The 23,471-nt window shown below is 73.6% G+C and carries 30 protein-coding genes, 1 tRNA gene and 1 riboswitch; of the genes, 15 read left to right on the forward strand and 16 right to left on the reverse strand.

Going from position 1 to position 23,471, the window contains the following annotated elements; genetic code table 11:
* Nucleotides 1-6 precede the first annotated feature (6 nt).
* The 9 genes from ACA514_RS11265 to ACA514_RS11305 all read left to right on the forward strand — a co-directional run bounded on the left by ACA514_RS11265 (nt 7) and on the right by ACA514_RS11305 (nt 7,936).
* Nucleotides 7-1,371 carry an aldehyde dehydrogenase family protein gene (locus tag ACA514_RS11265; RefSeq protein ID WP_375041003.1) on the forward strand — a complete coding sequence of 455 codons (1,365 nt, stop codon included), beginning with the start codon at nt 7-9 and terminating at the stop codon, nt 1,369-1,371.
* Between the two features lie 44 nt (nt 1,372-1,415).
* Nucleotides 1,416-2,180, forward strand: a complete 765-nt coding sequence (locus ACA514_RS11270) for a 3-oxoacyl-ACP reductase (protein WP_375041004.1) — start codon at nt 1,416-1,418, stop codon at nt 2,178-2,180.
* Nucleotides 2,181-2,304: 124 nt separating this feature from the next.
* Nucleotides 2,305-2,667 (forward strand): hypothetical protein, encoded by a 363-nt coding sequence (locus ACA514_RS11275; protein WP_375041005.1) that lies wholly within the window; start codon nt 2,305-2,307, stop codon nt 2,665-2,667.
* A 126-nt stretch (nt 2,668-2,793) separates the two neighbouring features.
* Nucleotides 2,794-2,889: riboswitch (glycine riboswitch) on the forward strand.
* Nucleotides 2,890-3,066: 177 nt separating this feature from the next.
* Nucleotides 3,067-4,170, forward strand: coding sequence for a glycine cleavage system aminomethyltransferase GcvT (gene gcvT / locus ACA514_RS11280; RefSeq protein WP_375041006.1), 1,104 nt, complete (start codon nt 3,067-3,069; stop codon nt 4,168-4,170).
* A gap of 60 nt (nt 4,171-4,230) precedes the next feature.
* Nucleotides 4,231-4,620 carry a glycine cleavage system protein GcvH gene (gene gcvH, locus ACA514_RS11285; protein WP_375041007.1) on the forward strand — a complete coding sequence of 130 codons (390 nt, stop codon included), beginning with the start codon at nt 4,231-4,233 and terminating at the stop codon, nt 4,618-4,620.
* Nucleotide 4,621: 1 nt separating this feature from the next.
* Nucleotides 4,622-5,878 (forward strand): serine hydroxymethyltransferase, encoded by a 1,257-nt coding sequence (gene glyA, locus ACA514_RS11290; protein ID WP_375041008.1) that lies wholly within the window; start codon nt 4,622-4,624, stop codon nt 5,876-5,878.
* Nucleotides 5,879-5,937: 59 nt separating this feature from the next.
* A complete protein-coding gene (locus ACA514_RS11295; RefSeq protein WP_375041009.1) occupies nt 5,938-7,311 on the forward strand; it encodes an L-serine ammonia-lyase in 1,374 nt (457 codons plus the stop codon).
* A gap of 32 nt (nt 7,312-7,343) precedes the next feature.
* Nucleotides 7,344-7,553: an Arc family DNA-binding protein gene (locus ACA514_RS11300; RefSeq protein ID WP_375041010.1), complete on the forward strand. Its 210-nt coding sequence runs from the start codon at nt 7,344-7,346 to the stop codon at nt 7,551-7,553.
* Nucleotides 7,550-7,936 (forward strand): type II toxin-antitoxin system death-on-curing family toxin, encoded by a 387-nt coding sequence (locus tag ACA514_RS11305; RefSeq protein WP_375041011.1) that lies wholly within the window; start codon nt 7,550-7,552, stop codon nt 7,934-7,936. Before ACA514_RS11300 ends, ACA514_RS11305 begins: the two co-directional genes overlap by 4 nt.
* A 27-nt stretch (nt 7,937-7,963) precedes the next feature.
* Here the strand turns inward: ACA514_RS11305 and ACA514_RS11310 are convergent, their stop codons facing one another.
* The 14 genes from ACA514_RS11310 to purU all read right to left on the reverse strand — a co-directional run bounded on the left by ACA514_RS11310 (nt 7,964) and on the right by purU (nt 17,785).
* Nucleotides 7,964-8,410 carry a winged helix-turn-helix transcriptional regulator gene (locus ACA514_RS11310; protein ID WP_375041012.1) on the reverse strand — a complete coding sequence of 149 codons (447 nt, stop codon included), beginning with the start codon at nt 8,408-8,410 and terminating at the stop codon, nt 7,964-7,966.
* A 39-nt stretch (nt 8,411-8,449) separates the two neighbouring features.
* Entirely contained in the window at nt 8,450-9,613 is a 1,164-nt protein-coding gene (locus ACA514_RS11315; protein ID WP_375041013.1) for a thiolase family protein, read from the reverse strand.
* Nucleotides 9,614-9,936: 323 nt separating this feature from the next.
* The gene (locus ACA514_RS11320; protein WP_375041014.1) at nt 9,937-10,515 is read right to left on the reverse strand and encodes an alkaline shock response membrane anchor protein AmaP; all 579 of its coding nucleotides are present in this window, start codon (nt 10,513-10,515) and stop codon (nt 9,937-9,939) included.
* On the reverse strand, nt 10,516-11,121 hold the full coding sequence (locus ACA514_RS11325; RefSeq protein WP_375041015.1) for a DUF6286 domain-containing protein: 606 nt from the start codon (nt 11,119-11,121) through the stop codon (nt 10,516-10,518).
* The gene (locus ACA514_RS11330; RefSeq protein WP_375041016.1) at nt 11,118-11,465 is read right to left on the reverse strand and encodes an Asp23/Gls24 family envelope stress response protein; all 348 of its coding nucleotides are present in this window, start codon (nt 11,463-11,465) and stop codon (nt 11,118-11,120) included. Before ACA514_RS11330 ends, ACA514_RS11325 begins: the two co-directional genes overlap by 4 nt.
* Nucleotides 11,462-11,656 carry a hypothetical protein gene (locus ACA514_RS11335; protein ID WP_375041017.1) on the reverse strand — a complete coding sequence of 65 codons (195 nt, stop codon included), beginning with the start codon at nt 11,654-11,656 and terminating at the stop codon, nt 11,462-11,464. The genes ACA514_RS11330 and ACA514_RS11335 overlap by 4 nt, the downstream gene beginning before the upstream one ends.
* Nucleotides 11,653-12,018, reverse strand: a complete 366-nt coding sequence (locus ACA514_RS11340) for a hypothetical protein (RefSeq protein ID WP_375041018.1) — start codon at nt 12,016-12,018, stop codon at nt 11,653-11,655. The genes ACA514_RS11335 and ACA514_RS11340 overlap by 4 nt, the downstream gene beginning before the upstream one ends.
* Nucleotides 12,019-12,149: 131 nt before the next feature.
* Entirely contained in the window at nt 12,150-12,587 is a 438-nt protein-coding gene (locus ACA514_RS11345; RefSeq protein WP_375041107.1) for an Asp23/Gls24 family envelope stress response protein, read from the reverse strand.
* 214 nt (nt 12,588-12,801) lie between these two features.
* A complete protein-coding gene (locus ACA514_RS11350) occupies nt 12,802-12,987 on the reverse strand; it encodes a hypothetical protein (protein WP_375041019.1) in 186 nt (61 codons plus the stop codon).
* A gap of 62 nt (nt 12,988-13,049) precedes the next feature.
* The gene (locus ACA514_RS11355) at nt 13,050-13,721 is read right to left on the reverse strand and encodes a response regulator (RefSeq protein ID WP_375041020.1); all 672 of its coding nucleotides are present in this window, start codon (nt 13,719-13,721) and stop codon (nt 13,050-13,052) included.
* Complete coding sequence (locus ACA514_RS11360; RefSeq protein WP_375041021.1) at nt 13,718-15,334, reverse strand: ATP-binding protein; 1,617 nt, start codon at nt 15,332-15,334, stop codon at nt 13,718-13,720. Before ACA514_RS11360 ends, ACA514_RS11355 begins: the two co-directional genes overlap by 4 nt.
* A 253-nt stretch (nt 15,335-15,587) precedes the next feature.
* Complete coding sequence (locus tag ACA514_RS11365) at nt 15,588-16,145, reverse strand: hypothetical protein (protein ID WP_375041022.1); 558 nt, start codon at nt 16,143-16,145, stop codon at nt 15,588-15,590.
* 2 nt (nt 16,146-16,147) lie between these two features.
* Complete coding sequence (locus tag ACA514_RS11370; RefSeq protein ID WP_375041023.1) at nt 16,148-16,762, reverse strand: DUF6286 domain-containing protein; 615 nt, start codon at nt 16,760-16,762, stop codon at nt 16,148-16,150.
* 153 nt (nt 16,763-16,915) lie between these two features.
* Entirely contained in the window at nt 16,916-17,785 is an 870-nt protein-coding gene (gene purU, locus ACA514_RS11375; RefSeq protein WP_375041024.1) for a formyltetrahydrofolate deformylase, read from the reverse strand.
* 211 nt (nt 17,786-17,996) lie between these two features.
* Between purU and ACA514_RS11380 the strand changes: the two genes are divergently transcribed.
* The 4 genes from ACA514_RS11380 to ACA514_RS11395 all read left to right on the forward strand — a co-directional run bounded on the left by ACA514_RS11380 (nt 17,997) and on the right by ACA514_RS11395 (nt 21,272).
* Nucleotides 17,997-18,941 (forward strand): alpha/beta hydrolase family esterase, encoded by a 945-nt coding sequence (locus ACA514_RS11380; protein ID WP_375041025.1) that lies wholly within the window; start codon nt 17,997-17,999, stop codon nt 18,939-18,941.
* Nucleotides 18,942-19,015: 74 nt separating this feature from the next.
* Complete coding sequence (locus ACA514_RS11385; protein WP_375041026.1) at nt 19,016-20,200, forward strand: amino acid deaminase/aldolase; 1,185 nt, start codon at nt 19,016-19,018, stop codon at nt 20,198-20,200.
* Nucleotides 20,201-20,250: 50 nt separating this feature from the next.
* Entirely contained in the window at nt 20,251-20,919 is a 669-nt protein-coding gene (locus ACA514_RS11390) for an SIMPL domain-containing protein (protein WP_375041027.1), read from the forward strand.
* Between the two features lie 32 nt (nt 20,920-20,951).
* Nucleotides 20,952-21,272, forward strand: coding sequence for an anti-sigma factor family protein (locus tag ACA514_RS11395; RefSeq protein ID WP_375041028.1), 321 nt, complete (start codon nt 20,952-20,954; stop codon nt 21,270-21,272).
* Here the strand turns inward: ACA514_RS11395 and ACA514_RS11400 are convergent.
* Nucleotides 21,223-21,522: a DUF3618 domain-containing protein gene (locus ACA514_RS11400; protein ID WP_375041029.1), complete on the reverse strand. Its 300-nt coding sequence runs from the start codon at nt 21,520-21,522 to the stop codon at nt 21,223-21,225. The two genes, ACA514_RS11395 and ACA514_RS11400, sit on opposite strands and share 50 nt — an antisense overlap.
* Nucleotides 21,523-21,660: 138 nt before the next feature.
* On the opposite strand from ACA514_RS11400, the gene bcp reads away from it, so the two are divergent.
* Nucleotides 21,661-22,128 carry a thioredoxin-dependent thiol peroxidase gene (bcp, locus tag ACA514_RS11405; RefSeq protein WP_375041030.1) on the forward strand — a complete coding sequence of 156 codons (468 nt, stop codon included), beginning with the start codon at nt 21,661-21,663 and terminating at the stop codon, nt 22,126-22,128.
* 56 nt (nt 22,129-22,184) lie between these two features.
* Here bcp and ACA514_RS11410 read toward each other — a convergent pair.
* Nucleotides 22,185-22,268 (reverse strand) — tRNA-Leu (locus ACA514_RS11410).
* 337 nt (nt 22,269-22,605) lie between these two features.
* Here ACA514_RS11410 and ACA514_RS11415 point away from each other — a divergent pair.
* Entirely contained in the window at nt 22,606-23,364 is a 759-nt protein-coding gene (locus ACA514_RS11415) for a GntR family transcriptional regulator (protein WP_375041031.1), read from the forward strand.
* The last annotated feature ends 107 nt before the right edge of the window (nt 23,365-23,471 follow it).

Consider the following 23,471-nt stretch of genomic DNA (forward strand, 5'->3'; position numbering starts at 1 on the left):
GGGGACATGAGCGAGTTCGAGGTTCTGAATCCGGCGACCGAGGAGGTCGTGGAGGTCGTCGCGCTGGCGTCGGCGGACGAGACCGACGCGGCGGTGGAGCGGGCCGGGCGGGCGTTCCCGGCGTGGCGGGACGTGGCGCCGGGCGACCGGGCGCGGCTGCTGCGGGCGTTCGCCGAGAAGATCGACGCGCACCTGGACGAACTGGCCGGGCTGGAGGTCCGCAACGCCGGGCATCCGATTGGGCAGGCGCGCTGGGAGGCGGGCAACCTGCGGGACGTCCTGCACTACTACGCCGCCGCGCCCGAGCGGCTGACCGGGCGGCAGATCCCGGTGCCGGGCGGGCTGAACGTGACGTTCGCCGAGCCGCTCGGCGTCGTCGGCGTGATCGTGCCGTGGAACTTCCCGATGCCGATCATGGGCTGGGGCATGGCGCCGGCGCTCGCCGCGGGCAACACGGTGATCGTCAAGCCGGCCGAGCTGACGCCGCTCACCGCCCGCCGCGTCGGGGAGCTGGCGCTGGAGGCGGGGATCCCGGAGGGCGTGCTCCAGGTACTGCCGGGCGCCGGGCCGGTGGCGGGACGGCGGCTCGTCGACCACCCGGACGTCCGCAAGATCGCCTTCACCGGCTCGACCCGGGTCGGCAAGGAGATCATGCAGGCGTGCGCGCCGGGCGTGAAGCGGCTGACGCTGGAGCTCGGCGGCAAGTCCGCCAACATCGTGTTCGCGGACGCCGACCTGGAGAAGGCCGCCGCGACCGCCCCGTACGCGGTGTTCGAGAACGCCGGCCAGGACTGCTGCGCCCGGTCCCGGATCCTGGTGGAACGTCCCGTCTACGACCGGTTCCTGGAACTGCTCGAACCGGCCGTGCACGGCGTCGCCGTCGGCGACCCCCGCGACGCCAAGACCGAGGTCGGGCCGCTGATCAGCGCCGCGCACCGGGACCGGGTCGCCTCCTACGTGCCGGACGGCGCGCCCGTCGTGATCCGCGGCTCGGCACCCGAGGGCCCCGGGTTCTGGTTCCCGCCGACCGTCCTCGCCACCCCGGACCACGCGACGCTCCCGGCCTGGCACGACGAGGTGTTCGGGCCGGTCGTCACCGTCGTCCCGTTCGAGGACGAGGCCGACGCGTACCGGATCGCCAACGACACCCCCTACGGGCTGTCCGGCTCCATCTGGACCCGCGACGTCGGCCGCGCCCTGCGCGCCGCCCGCGCCGTCGAGGCCGGGAACCTGTCGGTGAACTCCCACTCGTCCGTGCGGTACTGGACGCCGTTCGGCGGGTTCAAGCAGTCCGGCCTCGGCCGCGAGCTGGGCCCGGACGCGCTCGGCGCGTTCACCGAGACCAAGAACGTCTTCATCGCCGGCGAGTAGCCCCCCCCCGCAAGATTTTGCTCAGTGACAGGAGAGAGAGCAGCATGCAGCGTCTGGAAGGCCGGGTGGCCGTCGTGACCGGCGGCGCCAGCGGCATCGGCCTGGCCACCGCGCGCCGTTTCACCGAAGAGGGCGCCAGGGTCGTCGTGGCCGACGTCGACGAGACCGCCGGCAAGAGCGCCGCCGAGGAGCTCGGCGGCCTGTTCGTCAAGGTGGACGTGACCAGCGAGGACGAGGTCCAGGCCCTCTACCGGACGGTCCAGGGCGCCTACGGGCGCATCGACGTCGCGTTCAACAACGCCGGGATCTCCCCGCCCGACGACGACTCGATCCTGGAGACCGGCCTGGACGCCTGGAAGCGCGTCCAGGACGTCAACCTGACCAGCGTCTACCTGTGCTGCAAGCACGTCATCCCGTACATGCTGGAGCAGGGCAAGGGATCGATCATCAACACGGCGTCGTTCGTGGCGGTGATGGGCGCGGCGACCTCGCAGATCTCCTACACCGCGTCCAAGGGCGGCGTCCTGGCGATGTCCCGGGAGCTCGGCGTGCAGTTCGCGCGGCAGGGCGTCCGCGTGAACGCACTGTGCCCCGGCCCGGTGAACACCCCGCTGCTCCAGGAGCTGTTCGCCAAGGACCCGGAGCGGGCGGCGCGGCGCCTCGTCCACGTTCCGGTCGGGCGCTTCGCCGAGGCGCCGGAGATCGCGGCGGCGGTCGCGTTCCTGGCGTCGGACGACGCGTCGTTCATCACGGCGTCGGAGTTCCTGGTTGACGGCGGCATCTCCGGGGCCTACGTGACGCCGCTCTAGGACGCCCGTTATGAGGTGCGGTGCTAAGCAAGCCTCGATTTCTTGGCATGTGCGTCGGTAGGCGCGTGCCCGGATCTCTGCGCATCATGGCGCTTTCCCTTCCGGTCCCTGGAGAAGTGATCCTGTGAAGCGCAGTCTCGTGGCGGTCCTGGCGTTGTCGCTCGCGCTCGGCGGATGCGGCGGCTCGGACGGCAAGAAGGACTCGGCCGCGTCCGGTGCCCCCGCGTCCTCCCCGGCGACGGCACCGGCGCCGTCCGGGACGTCCGGCGCGTCCGGCGGCTCGGCCGGCGGCGGCGCGGGCGCCGTGCCGACCGCCCCGAGCGGCGGAACGGCGGCGGCCGCCAAGAAGTTCAACGACTGCGTGCGCAAGCAGGGCGTGACGATGCCCAGCCCGCACCCGAGTTCGACGCCGTCCAAGGCCGAGCTGGCCAAGATCAAGGCGGCGCTGCAGACATGCGTGAAGGCCATGTCCAGCACCCCGAAGTAGCCGCACCGAACGAAGGCCCGGCCGAGGCATCCGCCGCACCCGGCCGGGCCTTCGCCATGCCGCCGCCTCGGCCCCGGCGGCGGCTGGTGGCATGGCGTTGCCGCTGCTAGCCTTGCGGGCAGCCGTTTATCCCGTGCGGGAGAGTCCTACGCAGCCGGTGTGGGACGCCGAAGGAGCAAATCCTCCCCGGAACCTCTCAGGCCCATGGACCGCACGGAGCAGGCGACCTCTGGAAAGCGGGGACGCGTTCCCCCGCCGAAGGTGAAAGCCCGCGCCGCGTCCCGTACGGGACGGCGGGTGAAGCTCTCAGGCGCCGATGACAGAGGGGGAGGCACCGATACGCCCGGTGCGCGAGTGGGACGATGGACCACGCGCGCCCGTGACGAAGGAGCCGAACCGATGTCCGCCGATCCGTCCTCCAAGGCCGTGAAGAAGACGCCGCTGCACGACGTCCACCAGGACCTCGGCGCGCATCTCGTCGACTTCGCGGGCTATCTGATGCCGCTGCGCTACGCGAGCGAGACCGCCGAGCACCAGGCCGTCCGCACCGGCGCGGGGCTGTTCGACCTGTCCCACATGGGAGAGATCTTCCTGTCCGGCCCGGGCGCGGCCGGCGCGCTCGACCACGCGCTGGTCGGGAACCTGTCGCCGATGGCGGTGGGCAAGGCCCGCTACACGATGATCTGCGACCCGGACGGCGGCGTCCTGGACGACCTGATCGTCTACCGGCTGGCGGACGAGACGTGGATGGTCGTCGCGAACGCGGCGAACGTCGCGGTCGTCCGGGCGGCGCTGACCGAGCGGGCCGCGGGCTTCGAGGCCGCCGTGGACGACCGCTCCGACGCCTACGCGCTGATCGCCCTGCAGGGCCCGCGGGCGCAGGCGATCCTGGCGGGGTTCACCGAGGCGCCGCTGGCCGACCTGCGCTACTACGCGATCCTCGCCGACCGCGTCGCCGGGCTGGACGCCCTGATCGCCCGTACCGGCTACACCGGCGAGGACGGCTTCGAGCTGTTCGTCGACGCCTCCGACGCCGTCGCGCTGTGGAAGGCGCTGGCCGCGGTCGACGGGGTGGTGCCCGCCGGGCTGTCGGCGCGGGACACGCTGCGGCTGGAGGCGGGCATGCCGCTGTACGGCAACGAGCTGACCGCGGAGACCACCCCGTTCGAGGCCGGCCTCGGCCGGGTCGTCAAACTCGACAAGGCGGTCGACTTCGTCGGCAAGGCCGCTCTGGCGGCGCAGGCGCAGACCCCCGCGGGCCGTAGGCTCGTGGGACTGGTGGCGCGCGGGCGTCGCGCGCCCCGGAAGGGGTACCAGGTCGTCACGTCCGGCGGCACGCCGTGCGGTGTGGTGACGAGCGGCGCCCCGTCGCCCACACTGGGCAGGCCGATCGCCATGGCCTACCTCGACAGCGGCGTCGAGGAGACCGGCCTCGCCGTGGACGTGCGCGGCAGGCAGGAGCCGGTCGACGTGGTGGCCCTGCCGTTCTACAAGCGTTCCTAAAAGGTAGTTGTCCGGGGGTGTGGGGGTCGGCCCCCACAATGAACAGAGAGAGAAAAAGACGTGAGCGTTCCGGAGCAGCTCCGCTACAGCGAAGAGCACGAGTGGGTGGCCGGCCTGGGTGGCGAGGACGGCATCGTCACGGTCGGCATCACCTCGCACGCCGCCGACGCGCTCGGCGAGATCGTCTACCTCGAGCTGCAGCCCTCCGAGGGCGACACCGTCGAGGCAGGCGAGACGTGCGGGGAGATCGAGTCGACCAAGTCGGTCAGCGACCTGTACTCGCCGGTCAGCGGCGAGATCACCGCGATCAACAGCGCGGTGGTGGACGAGCCCAAGGTGATCAACGACGACCCGTACGGCGAGGGCTGGATCTTCAAGGTGCGGATCTCCGACGAGCCGGGCGACCTGCTGGACGCCGAGGCGTACGGCAAGCTGACCGAGGAGAGCTGACGTGGGGCTGCATGACTCCCTCGCCGCGGCCGACCCGGAGGTCGCCGCGGCGGTGGACGCCGAGCTGCGCCGCCAGCAGTCCACCCTCGAGATGATCGCGTCGGAGAACTTCGCGCCGGTGTCGGTGCTGGAGGCGCAGGGCTCCGTCCTGACCAACAAGTACGCCGAGGGCTACCCGGGCCGGCGCTACTACGGCGGCTGCGAGTACGTGGACGTCACCGAGCAGCTCGCGATCGACCGGGCCAAGGCCCTGTTCGGCGCCGAGCACGCCAACGTGCAGCCGCACAGCGGCGCGCAGGCCAACACCGCGGTGTACTTCGCGCTGCTGCAGCACGGCGACACCATCCTCGGCCTCGACCTCGCGCACGGCGGCCACCTCACCCACGGGATGCGGCTGAACTACTCCGGCAAGGTGCTGAACGTGGTGCCCTACCACGTCCGCGCCGAGGACGGCCTGGTCGACATGGACGAGGTCGCCTCGCTCGCCGCCGAGCACCGGCCGAAGATGATCGTGGCGGGCTGGTCGGCGTACCCGCGGCAGCTGGACTTCGCCGCGTTCCGCGAGATCGCCGACTCGGTCGGCGCGCTGCTGATGGTGGACATGGCGCACTTCGCCGGGCTGGTCGCGGCGGGGCTGCACCCCTCCCCCGTCCCGTACGCCGACATCGTCACCACCACCACGCACAAGACGCTCGGCGGCCCGCGCGGCGGGCTGATCCTCGCCCGCGAGGAGTACGGCAAGAAGATCAACTCGGCGGTGTTCCCGGGCATGCAGGGCGGCCCGCTGGAGCACGTGATCGCCGCCAAGGCGGTCGCGCTGAAGATCGCCGCGTCGGAGGAGTTCAAGGCCCGGCAGGCCGTCACCGTCGAGGGCGCGAAGATCCTCGCCGAGCGGCTGCTCGCCGAGGACTCGGCGAAGGCCGGCGTGAAGGTGCTGACCGGCGGCACGGACGTGCACCTCGTCCTGGTCGACCTGGTCGACTCCGAGCTGACCGGGCGCGACGCCGAGGACCGGCTGCACGAGATCGGCATCACCGTCAACCGGAACGCGGTCCCCAACGACCCGCGCCCGCCGATGGTGACGTCCGGCCTGCGCATCGGCACGCCCGCCCTCGCGACCCGCGGCTTCACCGCCGCGGACTTCGCCGAGGTCGCCGACATCATCGCGCTGGCGCTCCAGCCGTCGTTCGACGCCGCGGCGCTGTCCGCGCGGGCGAAGGCGCTCGCCGACAAGCACCCGCTCTACCCCGACCTGTAACTCCTCCGCGCCCCCTTCCCTCGCGGGGAGGGGGCGCGCGCTACGACGAGGTGGCACCCATGGCCATCAGCGTTTTCGACCTCTTCAAGATCGGCATCGGCCCTTCGTCCTCGCACACGGGCGGCCCCATGGCGGCGGCCCACCGCTTCGCCCGCGGGTTGCGGCGCGACGGGCTGCTGGAGAAGACCGCGTCCGTCCAGGCGATCCTCTACGGCTCGCTCGGCCTCACCGGAAAGGGCCACGGGTCCGACAAGGCCGTCATCCTCGGCCTCGAAGGCGACAAGCCGGAGACCGTCGACGTCGACGGGGTGGACGAACGGCTCGCCGCCATCCGCGAACGCAAGGAACTGCGCCTTTTCGGCTCGCACGACATCCCGTTCACCGTCGGTGAGCACCTGGTCTTCGAGCGCAAGGAATCGCTGCCCGGCCACCCGAACGGGATGCGCTTCACCGCGTTCGACGCGTCCGGCGACGAACTGCGGTCCCGGGTCTACTACTCGGTCGGCGGCGGCTTCATCGTGGACGAGAACGCCACCGGCGCCGACCGCATCAAGCCGGACGACACCGTCCTGCCCCACCGTTTCGACACCGCCGCCGAACTCCTCGACCGCTGCCGCGAGACGGGCCTGTCCATCTCCGCGCTCATGCTGGAGAACGAGAAGGCGTTCGGCCGCACCGAGCAGGAGATCCGCGACGGGCTCCTCACGCTCTGGCAGGTCATGCGCGCCTGCGTCACCCGCGGCTGCAACCGCGAAGGGCTGCTGCCCGGCGGCCTGAAAGTGCGCCGCCGCGCCCCTCAGCTGCACCGCCAGCTGTCCGTCGAGAAGGCGTCCGACCCCCTGGCCGCCATGGACTGGGTCACCCTTTTCGCCCTCGCCGTCAACGAGGAGAACGCCGCCGGCGGGCGCATCGTCACCGCCCCCACCAACGGCGCCGCCGGCATCATCCCGGCCGTCCTGCACTACTACGACCGGTTCGTCCAGGGCGGCGACGACGAGAGCGTCGTCCGCTTCCTGCTCACCGCCGGCGCGATCGGCGTCCTGTTCAAGCAGAACGCCTCCATCTCCGGTGCCGAGGTCGGCTGCCAGGGCGAGGTCGGCTCGGCCTGCTCGATGGCCGCCGCCGGCCTCACCGAGGTCCTCGGCGGCACCCCCGAGCAGGTCGAGAACGCCGCGGAGATCGGCATCGAGCACAACCTCGGCCTCACCTGCGACCCCGTCGGCGGCCTCGTCCAGGTCCCCTGCATCGAGCGCAACGCGGTCGGCGCCATCAAGGCCATCAGCGCCGCCCGCATCTCCCTGCGCGGCGACGGGCGCCACTTCGTCTCCCTCGACAAGGCCATCAAGACCATGCGCGACACCGGCCGCGACATGCTGGAGAAGTACAAGGAGACGTCCCGCGGCGGCCTCGCCGTCAACGTCATCGAATGCTGACCCACCGCGACCATCACTGGTATCATTTTGGTATGGTCACTCGGAGCGTACGCATCCCCGACGAGGTGGACGAGTTGGTGACGCAGGTCGCCGAAGCAGAGCACATCTCCATCAACAGTGCCATCGTCCAGGCATTGGAGAACTGGGCCCAGGCACATCGGCACCGCACGCAGGTCCGCGCCATCACCGCGGACGTGATGGCCGAGGACGCGGACCTGCTCGACCGGCTGGCCGACGCGTGACCACCTACCTCACCGCCGAGGACCTCATCGATATCAACGCGGCGGTCCTCGGCGGGGAGCCCGCCGTACGGGACGCCGGGTTGGTCTCCTCCTCGGCAATGCGTCCTGCCACGGTGGCCTTCGGAACCGACGCCTATCCGACCCTCGACGAGAAGGCCGCCGCACTGCTTCATTCGGTGATCTGCAATCACTCCTTCGTCGACGGGAACAAGCGGACCGCCTGGACGGCCGCCAGGGTCATGCTGGCCCTGCATGGAAAGCGACCGAACCTGAGCGATGACGAGGCGTTCGACCTGGTGGTGCGGATCGCCACGTCCTGCTCGGAGATCGAGGTCAAGGAGATCGCGGCGGCGCTGAACGTCGCCCCGCGCCGCGCCGGCTGATCATCGGGGAGCGGCGCGGGCGCGGGGTCAGGACGTCAGGGCGCCGCGGCCGGTGGGCGAGTGGGCGCCGGGGCGCGCCTCGTTGCCGCACTGGCGGCAGACCACCAGCGGGTTGAGGGTCTCGCCGCAGGAGTGCCGCCAGCGGACGGGCGGGTCGTCGGGGTGCAGATGCCGGTCGCCCCACGCCATCAGGACGATCAGGACGTCGCACAGTTCCCGCCCCGCCGCCGTGAGGTGGTACTCGTAGCGGGCGGGGCGGTCGCTGTAGCGTTCGCGCCGGACGACGCCGTTCGCCTCGAGCTTGCGGAGCCGGGCCGTGAGGATGTCGCGGGCCGCCCCGGTGTTGCGGACGATCTGGTCGAACCGCCGCACCCCGTAGCTGAGCTCGCGGATCGCGAGCAGGCTCCAGCGCTCGCCGACGATGTCGAGGGTGTCGGCGATGGAGCACTCGCGGGGGTGTGCGTCCTTCGGCATACCGGGAAGCCTAGCCGCCGGTCCGGGGCGGCTCGCGCGTCACAGCCGCTCGATGATCGTGGCGTTGGCGAGGCCGCCCGCCTCGCACATGGTCTGCAGGCCGTAGCGTCCGCCGCGGTCCTCCAGGGCGTGCAGCAGCGTCGTCATGATGCGGGCGCCGCTGGCGCCGAGCGGGTGGCCGATCGCGATCGCGCCGCCGCGGACGTTGACGCGGGCGAGGTCGGCGCCGGTCTCGCGCTGCCAGGAGAGCACGACCGGCGAGAACGCCTCGTTCACCTCGAACAGGTCGATGTCTTCCAAGGTCAGGTCACCCCTGGCCAGCACCTTCTCCGTCGCCGGGATGATCGCGGTCAGCATCAGCAGCGGGTCGTCGCCGGTGACCGCGAACGCGTGGAAGCGGGCGCGGGGCCGCAGGCCGAGCCGCTCGGCGACGTCGGCGCCCATGACGAGGACGGCGGCCGCGCCGTCGTTGATCGGGGACGCGTTGCCGGCGGTGACCTTCCAGGCGATCTCGGGGAAGCGGGCCGCCATGCGCTCGTCGTGGTAGGCGGGCTTCAGGCCGGCGAGGATCTCCGGTGAGGTGCCGGGGCGGACGGTCTCGTCGCGCTGCCCGGTCCAGGCGACCTCGCGGTCGAACTCGCCGTTCTTCCACGCCTCGGCGGCGCGGCGGTGCGACTCGTAGGCGTAGGCGTCGAGCTCCTCGCGGGACAGGTCCCACTTGGCGGCGATGAGCTCGGCGCTGATGCCCTGCCCGACCAGGCCTTCGGGGTAGCGCTCCTTGAGCATCGGGCCGAACGGGTCGCTGCCCGGCAGCACGCTCGATCCCATCGGGACGCGCGACATCGACTCGACGCCGCAGGCGATGGCGATGTCGTACGCGCCGCTCCGCACGCCCTGCGCGGCGATGTGCAGGGCCTGCTGGGACGAGCCGCACTGCCGGTCGACGGTCATGGCGGGCACGGTCTCCGGGAACCCGGCGGCCAGGACGGCGGTCCGGGTGATGTTGACGGCCTGCTCGGCGACCTGGGTGACGACGCCGCCGACGACGTCGTCGACCAGGCCCGGGTCGATGCCGGCCCGGTCGACCAGCGTCTTCAGCGTCCGCGCCAGCAGGTCGGCCGGGTGGTCGGCGTGCAGGGCCCCGCCCGGCTTGCCCTTGCCGACCGGCGTCCGCACGGCCTCCACGATCACCGCGTCGCGCATGACCCACCACCTCCGTTTGATTCTCCAACTTACCGTTCAGTATCCGCCGAGCGAGTTGGAAAACACAACCCACCTCCCGGAGAAAAACCCGGGGGCGCGGCGGATGCGCCGCGCCCCCGGGTCTTCGGGCCGCTCAGCGGGAGGGGCCCATGCCGTGGTCCGTCTGTTCCCTCCATGCGTCGAAAGGCCCCTGGACGGAGCGGCCCGGAACCGGCAGATCGGACAAGCGAGCCTCCTCAATCCCTCGACGTCATGTTCACCTTTGACGCTAGTCGGGCAGCTCGGGACATATGCCCAACGCGCCTCAAAGACGGCGTCAAAGGTCAGAGCGGCGTCTCCGCCCGGTCCCCGGACACCAGCCGCAGCCGCACGACCGCCGGCACCGCGTCGCGGCCGAGCGCCGCCGCCAGCCGCGGCATCCCGTCCTCCTCGATGCGGCGGCGCAGCTCCGCCGGATCCGCGCGCCGCCCGTACGCCACGTTCAGCCGCAGCTCCGGCCGCCTCGACGAGCCGAGCAGCCGGGCCCGCACCGACCGCACCCCCGGGTACTCGCCGACCTCCGACTCCAGCGCGCCCGTCACCGCCCTCGCCGACAGGCGCGTCCGCCCGCCGGACGGGTCGGGCTCCATCGCCAGGCCCGGCAGCCGCCCCGACCGGCCCTGCGCCAGCAGCCAGGCCAGCCCGAGCAGCGCCAGCACGATCAGCAGGGCGACCACCGCCGGCCAGAACCAGCCGTGATCGTTCGCGTACCGCCGGACGGTGGTGCTGAACACCGGGCCCGTCGCCCGGTCGTCCCCGAACACCCCGAGCCCCCGTGCGAACCCCGCGCCGCCCGCGGCGACCATCAGGGCCCCGACCACGACCAGGCCGGTCCGGTTGAGATGAGCGGGACGCCGGTTCACCTACGCCTCCTTGCGCTTCATCCGCACCTTCACGCTGCGGGGGGGCAGCGGCCGGATCCGCTCCAGGCACTCGCGCACCGCCTCGGCGACCCCCTCGTCCAGCCCCCGCGGATCGTGCGCCGGCGTCTCCGCGACGACCTTCACCCGGGTGGCTCCCAGCCGTACCCGCCGGACGCGCGACACCCCCGTCGCGTCCCCGGCCGCCGCCGCGATGGCGCTGCGCAGCCCGCGCCTGCTGACGCCCATCATCACCTCGGGCCGGGCGCCGTGCAGCGGCACGATCCGCGACCGCCCCGGCAGCAGCCCGGCCAGCAGGAACACCAGGCCGACCAGGCCCAGCCCGATGCAGATGCCCCGGGTGACCCAGCCGTCCCACCGCACGTCGGCCAACTCGCGGTAGGCGAAGACGCGCAGGGACGCGCCCGTCATCGCGGCGATGACGTCGATCGCGCCGATCACCGACGCCGCGGTCAGCAGCAGCGCCGCCACCGTCCCGACAGGCACCCGCCGCGACCGGAACGCGTGCCGCGCCGCCCGGTCGGCCCGCCGCTCGCCGGACGTCCGCGGCCGCGGCGCCGGCGCCCGCCGCCCCACGTGCGCGATCACGAGACCGTCCTCCCGGCGGAGCGCTCCAGCTCGGCCACGTCCACGTCCACCTGCCGGACGGTGAGACCGGTCATCGCCTCCACCCGCTCCCGCACGCTCTCGCGGACCTGCCGCGCGACGTCCCGCACCGGCAACGGGTACGCCACCGACAGCGCCACCTTCGCCGTGACGACCTCGCCGTGCACGCGGACGTCGGTGCGGGCCGCGCGGCGTCCCGGCATCCCCATCCCGAGGACCGACCGGCCGAGCCCGCCGGTCCCGGCCGTCTCCTGCGCGGCCTTCGCCACGATGCGCGCCACGGCCCGGTCGCTGATCGTCGTGCGTCCCCGCCCGGTCGCCGTCATCGCGGCCGCCTGTCCTGGTGGAAGGAGAACAGCTCGCGGATGTCGAGCCGCCCCTCCACCGCCCGGCCGGTCAGGAACCCGAGGCAGCCGAGGAACAGCACGATGAAGAACGCGCCGAATCCGCCGAAGGCGCCCGCGAACCCGAGCGCCACCCCGAACGCCAGTCCCACCAGCGGCCACAACGGAATCACTTCGCTCCCCCTTCGGCGATGTCCCCGATCAGCACATGCACCGGTCGTCCCCCGGTCAGCGGGCGCACCGCCCGCCGCACGTCCTCCGCCGTCTCCGCGAACGGGCGCTCCGCCTCGGCCACCACGCCGACCTCGATCTCCGCGTCCCGCACGACCACTCCCGCGAAAGGTCGTCCGGCCCGGTACGTCACGATCCGCGCCCACGGCCCGGCCGTCAGCCCCGCCACGGACCGGCACCCGGCCGCCGCCTCCGCGACCCGCTCCACCAGCCCGTCACCCCGACCACCGGAACGCCCGCCCGCGTCCTGCCCGCCGCCTCGTTCCCCGGAACCCGGCACGACGGCCAGGCGAGGCTCCCGCACGCCCTCACGCTCGGACTCCGCACCGGGCCGCGGTGGGCGCCGGCCGGGCCGGTCGCCGGCGGGCGGTGCGGCGGCGCCGGAGGCGGGCCCGGGTTCCTGCCTCGCGCCGCCGGGGCGGCGGGTGCGGGCGGTCATAGCACGCGGGGGCCCGTGGGCTGCTGCTCGGACTCGGCGCGGTCGTCGTCGGGGAGGTGGATGTCGTCGACGGTGATGTCGACCTCGACGACCTCCAGGCCGCACATGTGCTCGACCTGGCCGATCACGTTGGAGCGGACGGCGTTGGCGAGATCGGGGATCGAGGCGCCGTAGTCGACCACGAGGTCGATGTCGATGGCGGCCTGGCGCTCCCCCACCTGGACGCCGACGCCCTGGGTGGGATCGGCGGCGACCCCCGGCAGGCGCTCCTTGACCGAGCCGATCGTGCGGCTCATGCCCGCGCCCATCTCGTGCACGCCGCCCACCTCGCGGGCGGCCATGCTGGCGATCTTGGCGACGACGACGTCGGCGATCGCGGTGCGGCCGCCGGGCGTGACGAGCTCGCTCGCCCCGCCGCCGCGCGCGCGGCGCATGCCGTCGTCGGGCCGGTCCCGCGTCGCGACCGAGCCGTCCCGGTGTCCGTCGTCCTGGCTCACGGTGTCCCCCCGATGCGTCGGCGATGTGCCATTGATGCTCATCGGGGCCCGGGCCAAACCCACCGAGGACGGACGAACGACCAGGTCAAGCGGGTTTTACGTGCGCAGCGGGGGCCGGTGGCGCGCGCCGCCGGCCCCCGCTGCGCGGGCGCTAGCCCTTGAACATCGCGCGCATCTTGCGGGCCGCGTCGCCCGGCTTGACCTTCCGCGGCCGGTCCCCCGCGCGTCCGGCGTCGTCGGCGGCCTCCCCGGTGCGGGCCGAGCGGACCTCGCCCGGCTCGTTCCCCCGCTCCGGCTCGGCGGTCCTGCGGTCCACCTTGTCGTTCAGGTCACCCACGACAACTCCCCCGATGTCGCTGACGGATCGTTCGTCCCCTAGGTACCCCGCGACCTGCGCGTCTACCCCGGGTAGAAGCGGACCTCCGGTCTGCCGACCTGCCCGTAGTGGGGACGGCGCGTGGCGAGCCCGTTCTCGGCAAGGTACTCCAGGTAGCGGCGCGCCGTGACCCGGGACACGCCGGTGAGGTCGGCGGCCGCGGCGGCGGACACGCCCTCCGGCGCGCCGGACAGCACTTCGGTGATCGCCTGGAGGGTCTCGCCGCTCATCCCCTTCGGCAGCGACCGGTGGTCGGGGGTGCGCAGGGTCGCGAGCATGCCGTCCACGTCGGCCTGGCCGGACACCTTCCCCTGGCCGCCGAGCTGCTCCCGGTACCGGGCGTAGCGGGCGAGCTTGTCGCGCAGTGAGGCGAACGTGAACGGCTTGAGCAGGTACTGCACGACGCCGACCGACACGGCCGAGCGGATCACCGCGAGGTCCCGCGCGGAGGTCACCGCGATGACGTCGACCTCGATGCCGCCCGCGCGCAGCGCCCGGCAGACGGTGAGGCCGTGGGTGTCGGGGAGGTAGAAGTCGAGCAGGACGACGTCGACGGGCGTCCGCTCGCAGAACCGCAGCGCGTCCGCCCCGGAGTGCACGACGCCGGCGACCGCGAACCCGGCGACCTGCTCGACGTAGGCGCGGTGCGCCTCGGCCGCGACCGGGTCGTCCTCGACCACCAGCACCCTGATCATCGGGCGTCCAGGGGCAGCCGGACGGTGAACACCGCGCCGTCGTCCGCGCCGTCGCCGCCGCCGACCTCCACGGTGCCGCCGTGCCGGCGGACGGCCCGGCCGACCAGCGCCAGGCCGAGCCCGTGCCCGACCGGGCCGCCGGACGACTTGGTCGTCCAGCCGCGGCGGAACATCTCCGGGACGGCCGCGGGGTCGACGCCGGGGCCGCTGTCGGCGACCCGCAGTACCAGCCGGCCGCCGTCGCGGCGGACGCTCACCCGGACCCGCGGCGGGCGTACGGCGGCGTTCTCGACGGCCGCGTCCACCGCGTTGTCGATCAGGTTGCCGAGGATCGTGACCAGGTCACGGGGCTCGACGACGCCGTCGATCGCGGTGTCCTCGGCGATCTCCAGCTCGACGCCGCGCTCGGCGGCCTCCGCGGACTTGCCGAGCAGCAGCGCCGCCAGCACCGGCTCGGCGACCGACCCGACGACCCGGTCGGTGAGCCGCTGCGCCGTCGCGAGCTCGGCGGTCGCGAACTCCACCGCCTGCTCCGGGCGGCCGAGCTCCACCAGCGACACCACGGTGTGCAGCCGGTTCGCGGCCTCGTGCGCCTGCGACCGCAGCGACTCGGCGAACCCGCGGACCGTGTCGAGCTCGCCCGTCAGCCCCTGCAGCTCGGTGTGGTCGCGCAGCGTCACGACGGTGCCCATGGACCGGTCCCGGGACCGGACGGGCGAGGTGTTGACGACCAGGACGCGGGTGTCCCCGACGTGGATCTCGTCGGCGCGCGGCTCCGCCGACGTCAGCGCGGCGACCAGCTCGTCCGGCAGCCCGAGGTCGCCGACGTGCCGGCCGCGCGGCCCGTCCGGCGGCAGGTCGAGCAGCTCGCGCGCCGCGTCGTTGCACAGGACGACGCGCCCGCCGCGGTCCAGCAGCACCAGGCCCTCGCGGACGGCGTGCAGGATCGCCTCGTAGTACTCGAACATCTTCCGCAGCTCGCCGGGCGCGACGCCGCGGGTCTGGCGGCGCAGCCGGGCCGCCACCAGGCAGCTCCCGCCGATGCCGATGGCCAGCACCATGATCGCGACGCCGACCACGGCCAGCAGCCGGCGGCGCAGCTCGGCGGAGAGCGTCCGGACGGTGATGCCGACCGCGACGAGCGCCACGACCCGGTGCCCGTCCCCGAACACCGGCGCGACCGTCCGCACCGACGGCCCGAGCGTGCCGGTGTAGGTCTCGGTGAACGTGTGCCCGGCCAGCGCGGGCCCGATGGTCCCGATGAAGGTCCCGCCGATCTGCTGCGGCTTCGGGTGGGTGTAGCGCAGGCCGTCCGGGCTCATGATCGTGATGAAGTCGACGCCGGTGTCGCGGCGGATCCGCTCGGCGTACGGCTGCAGGATCCGGGTCGGGGACGGCGCGGACAGCGCGGCCCGCACGTCCGGCGCGTCCGCGATGCTCTCGGCCAGCGCCCGCACCGTGTGCGCGGCCCGCTCGTCGGTCGCGCGGCGCGCGTCGAGGTAGGCGAGGGTCGCGCCGACCGCCACCAGCAGCGCGACGATCGCCGCCTGCAGCGCCAGCAGCTGCCGGGCCAGGCTCCAGCGTCCGGGCGCCGCCCATTCGGGACGCCGCATCCCACCCGTACCTTTCGTCTCGGCCGCTCCTTACGGAATCGCCGTGAACGAAATGTACACAACCGTGACCGTTACCAGAAGATCGCGCATAGTGACGGATGCAACGCCTCCGACCTGTGCGACTTTCCTGTGCGCGGGCGCCCATCGTGTGCATGCGACCGCTCCGCGGCGCAGGGGCGCCGGCCCGAGCGCGGGCCCCCGTCCGCGGCGCCGACCCCGCCCGGCGCCCGGACGGGGTCCGTGACCCGCCGGGTCAGGCGGTCTCGGGCTGCGGCTTGCGCGGCCGCGGCCGCCTGGGCTGCTGCGGGAACGCCAGCCGGAAGCGGACGACCGCCTTCAGGTCCGGCATGCCGAGGGCGCGGCGGTAGCGCTCGATGGGCCCCGCGCCGAGCTCGCCGTAGACCTCGCTGAGCAGCGCGTCGCCCGCGCACGTCACGTGCATGACGAGGCGGGGCCGGTTCGCGGTGCCGGTGAGGCGGATCCGGACGTCCTGGACGTCCGGGAGCTCCTCGGCGTCCTTGACGAGGACGTCGGCGGCGGCGCGGGCGTGCGCCCGGGTCCGCGGGTCGAGGTCGGGCCAGCGCAGGTGGACGACGGTGCGGCCCTGCACGACCAGCCACAGCTGGCCGGCGAGCGCCAGCACCTCGGCGACGCCGGCGGCGGCGGGCAGGAACCACGGGGCGCCGCCGGCGAAGCGCACCAGCACGGGGTCGAGCGGCGGGCGTCCGGCCAGGCCGGACGCGCCGAGGGCGAGGGCGGACGCGCCGCACAGCAGCAGCAGGGCGCCGGTCGCCGCGATCGGGATCCTCATCGTCAGTCCTTCCGCCAGCCCAGCCGGACGTCGACCAGGGGACGGTGCATCGGCTCGATCCGGTCGAGGCGCGCGGCGACCGCGGCGTGCACCAGTTCCTCCAGGTTCGCGGGATTGCGGTACTGCGTGGCGGCGCGGACGACCAGCCGCCGCCGGAGCACGCCGAGGCCGCGGGCCCGGGCGCGTTCGATCCCCGGGACGGTCAGCGCCGCCTCCGCGGCGGCCCGGCGCAGCGCGGAGCGGCGGACGACGCCCGCCAGGCGCGGGTCGGCGCCGTCCAGCGGGACGCCGCGCAGCCGGCCGGGCAGCGCGGCGAGCAGGAACAGCAGCCCGCAGCCCGCCATCGCGGCGGCGACCTCGCGGACGTGCCCGTCGCGCCACGGGCGGTGCCGCATCGCGTGCACGAGCGCGCCCATGCCCGGTACCGGGTGGACGCCGGAGTGCAGCGCGGCGGCGAGCAGTTCGATGGCGGCGATCCCGCCGGTGGCGGTGACCAGCAGCGCCGCCGCCAGCCCGGCGAGCGCGCGCCGCGGGCGGAACTCGCGGACGGCCAGGCGCCGCGCCTGCCGCCTGCTGCGCTCTTCCTCGATCAGGTCCTTGACCAGAGCCTCGGCCATAGCCACCCCCGTGAGCCACGAGCACGTCCGGACACTACTCATGGTGAGGCATTGTCACGCGGAGTGAAACACGCCATGCCGACATCTCACGCTTTCACCTGCGCGATCGGTCAGCGGGCCGGGCGCCGGGGTCGGGCAGCGGGCCGGCGAGGGTCAGCGGAAGACGACGGTGCGGTCCCCGTTGAGGAGCACGCGGTGCTCGGCGTGCCAGCGGACGGCGCGGGCCAGCGCGAGGCATTCGACGTCGCGGCCGACCGCCACCAGCTCCTCGGGGCTGTGGGTGTGGTCGACGCGGGCGACCTCCTGCTCGATGATCGGCCCCTCGTCCAGGTCGGCGGTGACGTAGTGCGCGGTGGCGCCGATCAGCTTGACTCCGCGCTCGTGCGCCCGGTGGTAGGGGCGGGCGCCCTTGAAGCTCGGCAGGAACGAGTGGTGGATGTTGATGATCGCGCCGGGCAGCTTGGCGCAGAAGTCGTCGGAGAGGATCTGCATGTACCGGGCGAGGACGACGAGGTCGGCGCGGTAGTGCTCGACGAGCGCGAGGATCTCCGCCTCCTGCGCGGCCTTGCCGCCGGGGCCGGCCGGCAGGTGGTGGTAGTCGATCCCGTACGACTGGGTGAGCGGCCGCAGGTCGGGGTGGTTGGAGGCGACCGCGGCGACGTCGATGTCGAGCAGCCCGGAGCGCTGCCGGTAGAGCAGGTCGTTCAGGCAGTGCCCGCTCTTCGACACCATGATCAGCACGCGCGGGCGCTCGGACAGGTCGTGCAGCCGCCACTGCAGCCCGAGCTCGGGGACCAGGGACGCGAACGCGCCGCGCAGCTCGTCGGCGTCGGTGTCCGGCAGGGCGGCGAACTGGACCCGCATGAAGAACGTGCCGGACCCGGGGTCGCCGAACTGCTGGCTCTCCACGATGTTGCATCCGCGCTCGGCCAGCAGCCCGGAGACGGCGGCGACGATGCCCGGCCGGTCGGGGCACGACAGGGTCAGCACGTATGGGTCGGCTCGTCGGTCGGCTCGGTCCACGTCTCGGTCTCACTCTCGCCGCGAAGCACCAGCTCACATGCGGATACGGGGAAACGAGCCTACTCGGCGCCCGCCCGTCCCGCGGCCGTGCCGCGCCACGGCGTCACCCTCGGTGTTCCCGCGCTGACGCACGCGGCCGTTCCCACTCCGGAAACCGACTTGTTTACTCATGAGTAGTTTGAGGGCGGGTGTTGAGGTTACTTTTGCACGCATGCGGCGAATCCTGGTGCTGGCGCTCGCGGTCGCGGTCGTCCTCGCGGGCTGTACGAGCAAGGGCGGCGGCAAGGGCGGCGACGGCGGCGAGAAGGGCGGGAAGCGGCCCGCGACGGTCGACGGCATCCCGACGGGCGCGGGCACGCACAAGCAGAAGATCGACGTGGGCACGCCCGGCCACCGCGAGTACCTGCTGCACATCCCGTCCAAGGTGTCGGGCGGGAAGTGGAAGGACGGCAAGCCCGCAGACGCGCCCGCGCTGGTGATCGCGCTGCACGGCGGGCTCGCCAACATGAACAAGATGGAGTCGCTGACGGGGTTCGACAAGATCTCCGACGCCAAGGGGTTCGTGGTCGCCTACCCGGACGGGTTCATGACGACCTGGAACGCGGGGAGCTGCTGCGGCGCCGCGAAGATCGGCCACATCGACGACGTCGGGTTCCTCGGCAAGCTCATCGACAAGCTGACCGGCGCGGGGCTGGCCGATCCGGACCGGGTGTTCGTCACCGGCTTCTCCAACGGCGCCGGAATGGCGTACAAGCTGGCCTGCGAGAAGGCCGGCAAGGTCGCCGCGATCGGGGTGGTCGAGGGGTCGCTGGTGACCAAGTGCGACCCGGACCGCCCGGTGTCGGCGATGATCTTCCATGGGACGGCGGACCAGAACGTCCCGTTCAACGGCGGCGGGAACCGCGACTTCAACGACAAGCGGCCGTTCCCGCCCGTCTCGGAGGCGGTGGACTTCTGGCGGAAGGTCGCGAACCTGCCGAAGCCGCACGAGGACGTGAAGGCGCTCAGCGGCAACACCGACTGCCAGGGGACGGGCGACGGCGCCAAGGGCGTCGAGGTGACGTTCTGCAAGGTCCAGGGCGGCAGGCACGCCTGGCCGTCCGAGGCGAGTGAGATGCTGTGGAGGTTCTTCGACGCCCATCCGCGCAAGGGGTGAGCGCGCCGCACGGCGGCCCCTGACGGTATGTGAGAGCTTTTCACATTTACCGTTATTGTGGCAGTGTGGCAGACATGAACCTCCGGGACCGCTACGACACCGCGACCGCCGGCCTCGAGGCGCCGTTCGCGGCCGTCGACCTCGCGGCCTTCCGCGCCAACGCCGCCGACCTGGTGCGCCGCGCCGCCGGCAAGCCCGTCAGGATCGCCAGCAAGTCGGTGCGGTGCCGCGCCCTCCTGGAGGAGGCGCTCGCCATGGACGGCTTCGCGGGCGTCATGGCGTTCACGCTGCCGGAGGCGCTCTGGCTCGCCGCCGAGGGCGTCAGCGACGACATCCTCGTCGCCTACCCGACCGCCGACCGCACCGCGATCGCCGCGCTCGCCGCCGACCCCGGCGCCGCCCGCGCGATCACCCTGATGGTCGACTGCCCCGAGCACCTCGACCTGATCGAGAGCGCCGCCGGCGACGCCCGCATCCGGGTCTGCGTCGACATCGACGCCTCCTACCGCCCCCTCGCCGGGCGGGTCCGGATCGGCGCGCTGCGCTCCCCGCTGCGCACCCCCGCCGACGTCGCCGCGTTCGCCGAGCGGATCCTCAAGCGCCCCGGCCTGCACCTGGCCGGGCTGATGGCCTACGAGTCGCAGATCGCCGGCGTCGGCGACCAGCCGCCCGGGCGCCCCACGCGCGGCCGGGTGATCCGCGCGATGCAGCAGCGGTCCCGGATGGAACTGGCCCGGCGCCGCGCCGCGATCGTCCGGGCCGTCCGCGAGCTGACCGAGCTGGAGTTCGTCAACGGCGGCGGCACCGGCAGCGTGGAGAAGACCGCCGCCGAGCGCGCCGTCACCGAGATCGCCGCCGGGTCCGGGCTGTACCAGCCGCACCTGTTCGACTACTACTCCAACTTCACCGGACGGCCCGCCGCGCTGTTCGCGCTGCCCGTCGTCCGCCGCCCCGGCCCCGGCGTCGCGACCTGCCTCGGCGGCGGCTACCTCGCCTCCGGGCCCGCCGACGACGTCCGGCTGCCCCGGCCCTACCTGCCCGCCGGCCTGTCCTTCGACCCCAACGAGGGCGCGGGCGAGGTGCAGACGCCGCTGCTCGGCCGCGCCGCCGACGGCCTGCGGATCGGCGACCGGGTCTGGTTCCGGCACACCAAGGCCGGCGAGCTGTGCGAGCGGTTCGCCGAGCTGCACCTGATCGACGGCGACCGGTTCGTCCGGACCGTCCCGACCTACCGGGGCGAGGGCCGGACCTTCCTCTAGCCGCCCCGTCCCCGCGGGGGCTGCGTCCCGCCACCGGCTAGGTTGGCGGTATGAGCGACGCTCCGATCATCAATGTGCGCGGCGAGGCGGTACTGGAGGCCGAACCGGAGATCGCCCGGCTGTCGGTGCAGGTCCAGTCGCAGGAGCCCGACCGGCGCAGGGCGCTGGACCGGCTCACCGAACGCAACCGGGCCGCGCTCGACCTGATCGGGTCCTACGGCGACGCGGTGGAGAAGCTCGAGACCGGCGGGCTGGTGATCACCCCGCTGATCCGGTACCGGCGGCGCGAGGGCGACATCCGCGCCTACCAGGGCACCGTGCTGATCAAGGTGACGGTCGCCGACTTCACGGTGCTCGGCGAGCTGGTCGCCCGGCTCGGCGACCTGGAGCGCACCCGCGTGGACGGCCCCGACTGGGACCTGCGCCCCGGCAGCGACGTGCACCGCCGCGCCGCCGAGCAGGCCGCCCAGGAGGCCGTCGAGCGCGCCCGCCGGTACGCCTCGGCGCTCGGCGCCCGGCTCACCGGGCTGATCGAGCTGTCCGACGAGGGCCTCGGCCGCGCCGAGGGCGTGACCGGGCCCGTCGCGCTGGCGGGCGCGTTCGGCCGCGCCCCCGGCGACGCGGGCGAGCCGGAGCCGGTCGACCTGGAACCGGAGGTGCAGATCGTCCGCGCCGCCGTGGAGGCCCGCTTCACCGCCACCGCCCCCGACCTCGGCTGAACGGGCCGCCGCCCGCCGCCGTACTGCTGGACGTGGAAGCACCCGGCTGCGGCCAGTACCGGACCGGCCTCGGCGTCTACGCCCTCGGGCGGCTCACCGGGGCCGAGGCCGACGCGCTCGCGGCGCACCTGCGCGGCTGCCCGCCCTGCCGCACCGAGCTGGCCGAGCTGCGCCGCGTCGCCGACCTCCTCGCCCGGACGGCGCGCACCGCCGCCCTCCAGGCGCCCCGCCCCCGGGCCGGCGGTTCCCGCGAACGCGAAAGCGCCGGCCGCGGGTCGCGGTCCGGCGCCTTGCGAGGCGGTTTCAGCGGCGCTTGCGCTTACGGCGCCACAGGACGTAAGCGGTCAGGGTGACCGCGGCGGCGGCGCCCGCGTACACGACGCGCTTGTCGAGCCGGCCGGGCTCGCCGTCCTCGCCCTCCGGCCGCACCATCGCGTTCACGGCCTGGACGAGCTGCCCGGCCTCCTCCTTGATCCGCTCACTGCCCTTGTGCGCGAGGTTCTTCGGGTTGACCCGCTCGGCGAGCTCGTCGATCGTGCGGGCGAGTTCCCGGCGGGTGCGCTCGATCTCCCGCTCCAGCGCCTCCGGGTCGCGGTCAGCCATGCCGTTGTCCTTGTCGTGTCAGCGAAGTCGTGCCGAGCGAAGCATGATCCGAACAGTGTCGCAGGTCTTCCCGCCGGGCGCCCGGCGGACCCCGAGCGGTACCGTTGGACCCACGATCCGAGCGAAAGGCGGCACAGGGTGTCACAGCGGCTAGAGCCGGGCGACGCAGCCCCCGATTTCGAGCTTCCGGACGCCGACGCGTCCCCGGTCTCGCTGGCCTCGTTCCGCGGCAGGCGGGTGATCCTCTACTTCTACCCCGCGGCCATGACCCCCGGCTGCACCAAGGAGTCCGTCGACTTCCAGGGCAGCCTGGCCGAGCTGGAGGCGGCGGGCGTCGCCGTCGTCGGGGTCTCCCCCGACAAGCCCGCCAAGCTCGCGAAGTTCCGCGAGAAGGAGGGCCTGACCTTCCCGCTGCTGTCCGACCCGGACGCCGAGGTCCTGCAGGCGTACGGCGCCTACGGCGAGAAGAAGCTGTACGGCAAGGTCGTCGTCGGGGTGATCCGCTCGACGTTCATCATCGACGCCGACGGCAAGATCGAGAAGGCCTACTACAACGTGAAGGCCACCGGCCACGTCGAGCGGCTGCGCCGCGACCTGTCGCTCTGACCCCGCCGGCGCCGGCCGGGCTCCGGCGGCGGGACGGGCGCGGGCGGCGGAACGGGTGCGGGCGGGGGGACTCGAACCCCCACGGTGTCTCCACCAACAGGACCTAAACCTGCCGCGTATGCCTACTTCGCCACGCCCGCCGGTGCTCCGTGCAGGAGCGCGTTCAGCTTAGCGTCCCGGGTGGTCGGCATGTCAGCGGATTACCGGCGCCCGGCCCCAAGGACGGCGTTGCCGGGCGCAACTCGGCGAATCGCCGCGCCGTCCCCGCGTTCCCGCAGGCCGGGGCGCCGGGACGGCGGCGCGGCACGGCGTAACGCGGCGCAATCGCGGCGACATCCTCCCGCAACGGGCCCTTCCTAACGTCCTGGACGTGAACAAGGCCGGGGCGCGGGAGGTGCGATGACGGTCGTGGACCGTAACACGCCGGCAACGACCGGAACATGCGGGGGCAACGGCGGCTCCCTATCGTCGCGACCCATGACGGCGACCAGGCGGCGCGCGGCGGGCGGCCGTCCCGCACGTGCCGCCGCACGGGCCGGCGCGGACGTGCGGCGGCTGCGCGACCTGCTGCGTTCGGCGATCCTGCGGGGCGCCTACCCCGGCGGGACGCTGCCCGGCGAGCCGGAACTGATGGCCGCGCACGGCGTCACCCGGGCGACGGTGCGCGAGGCGCTCGCACTGCTGCGCGCGGAGGGGCTCGTCAGCCGCCGGCAGGGCATCGGCACGCACGCCGTCGGCGAGGCGGTGCTCGCGCCGCTCGCCGAGGCGCACGGCGCCGCCGCCCCCGTCGCGGGCGGCGTCTTCGACCGGCGGATGCGCCCCCGCGTCCTGGACCGTTCCGTCATCGCGCTGCCGGCCGTCGCGGCCGAGCGGCTCGGCGCCCGGGCGGGCGACCCCTGCCTGCGGCTGGAGTACGTGGCGCTGCTCGGCGAGGAGCCGGTGGCGATGGCGACCAACTACGTGCTGTTCCCGGAGGCCGAGCGGCTCGGCGCGATGCCGTTCGTCTCGGACTGGTACGCGCTGCTCGCGGAGGCGGGCCTGACCGTCGGCGAGTCGGAGTTCGTGCTCGGCTGCCTGCCCGCCGACGCCGCCACGGCCGGGCCGCTCGGCCTGCCCGAGGGCGCTCCCGTCGTCACCCTGGAGCAGGTCATCCGCGCCCCCGGCGGGCGGCCGTTCGACCTCGCCCACATCCACCTGCGGGCGGACCGCTTCCAGCTGGTCTCCCGCGTCCCGTGACCGCGCATCACCTGAGCGCGCGCCGCCGACCGCGGCACCGCTGACCACCCCTCACCTCGCCGATTCCGCGTCCGCACGGCCGCCCGCCGTCCGGACGTGCCCGCGGC

The sequence above is a fragment of the Actinomadura sp. NTSP31 genome, from assembly GCF_041951385.1.
Taxonomy (GTDB): Bacteria; Actinomycetota; Actinomycetes; order Streptosporangiales; family Streptosporangiaceae; genus Spirillospora; species Spirillospora napierensis.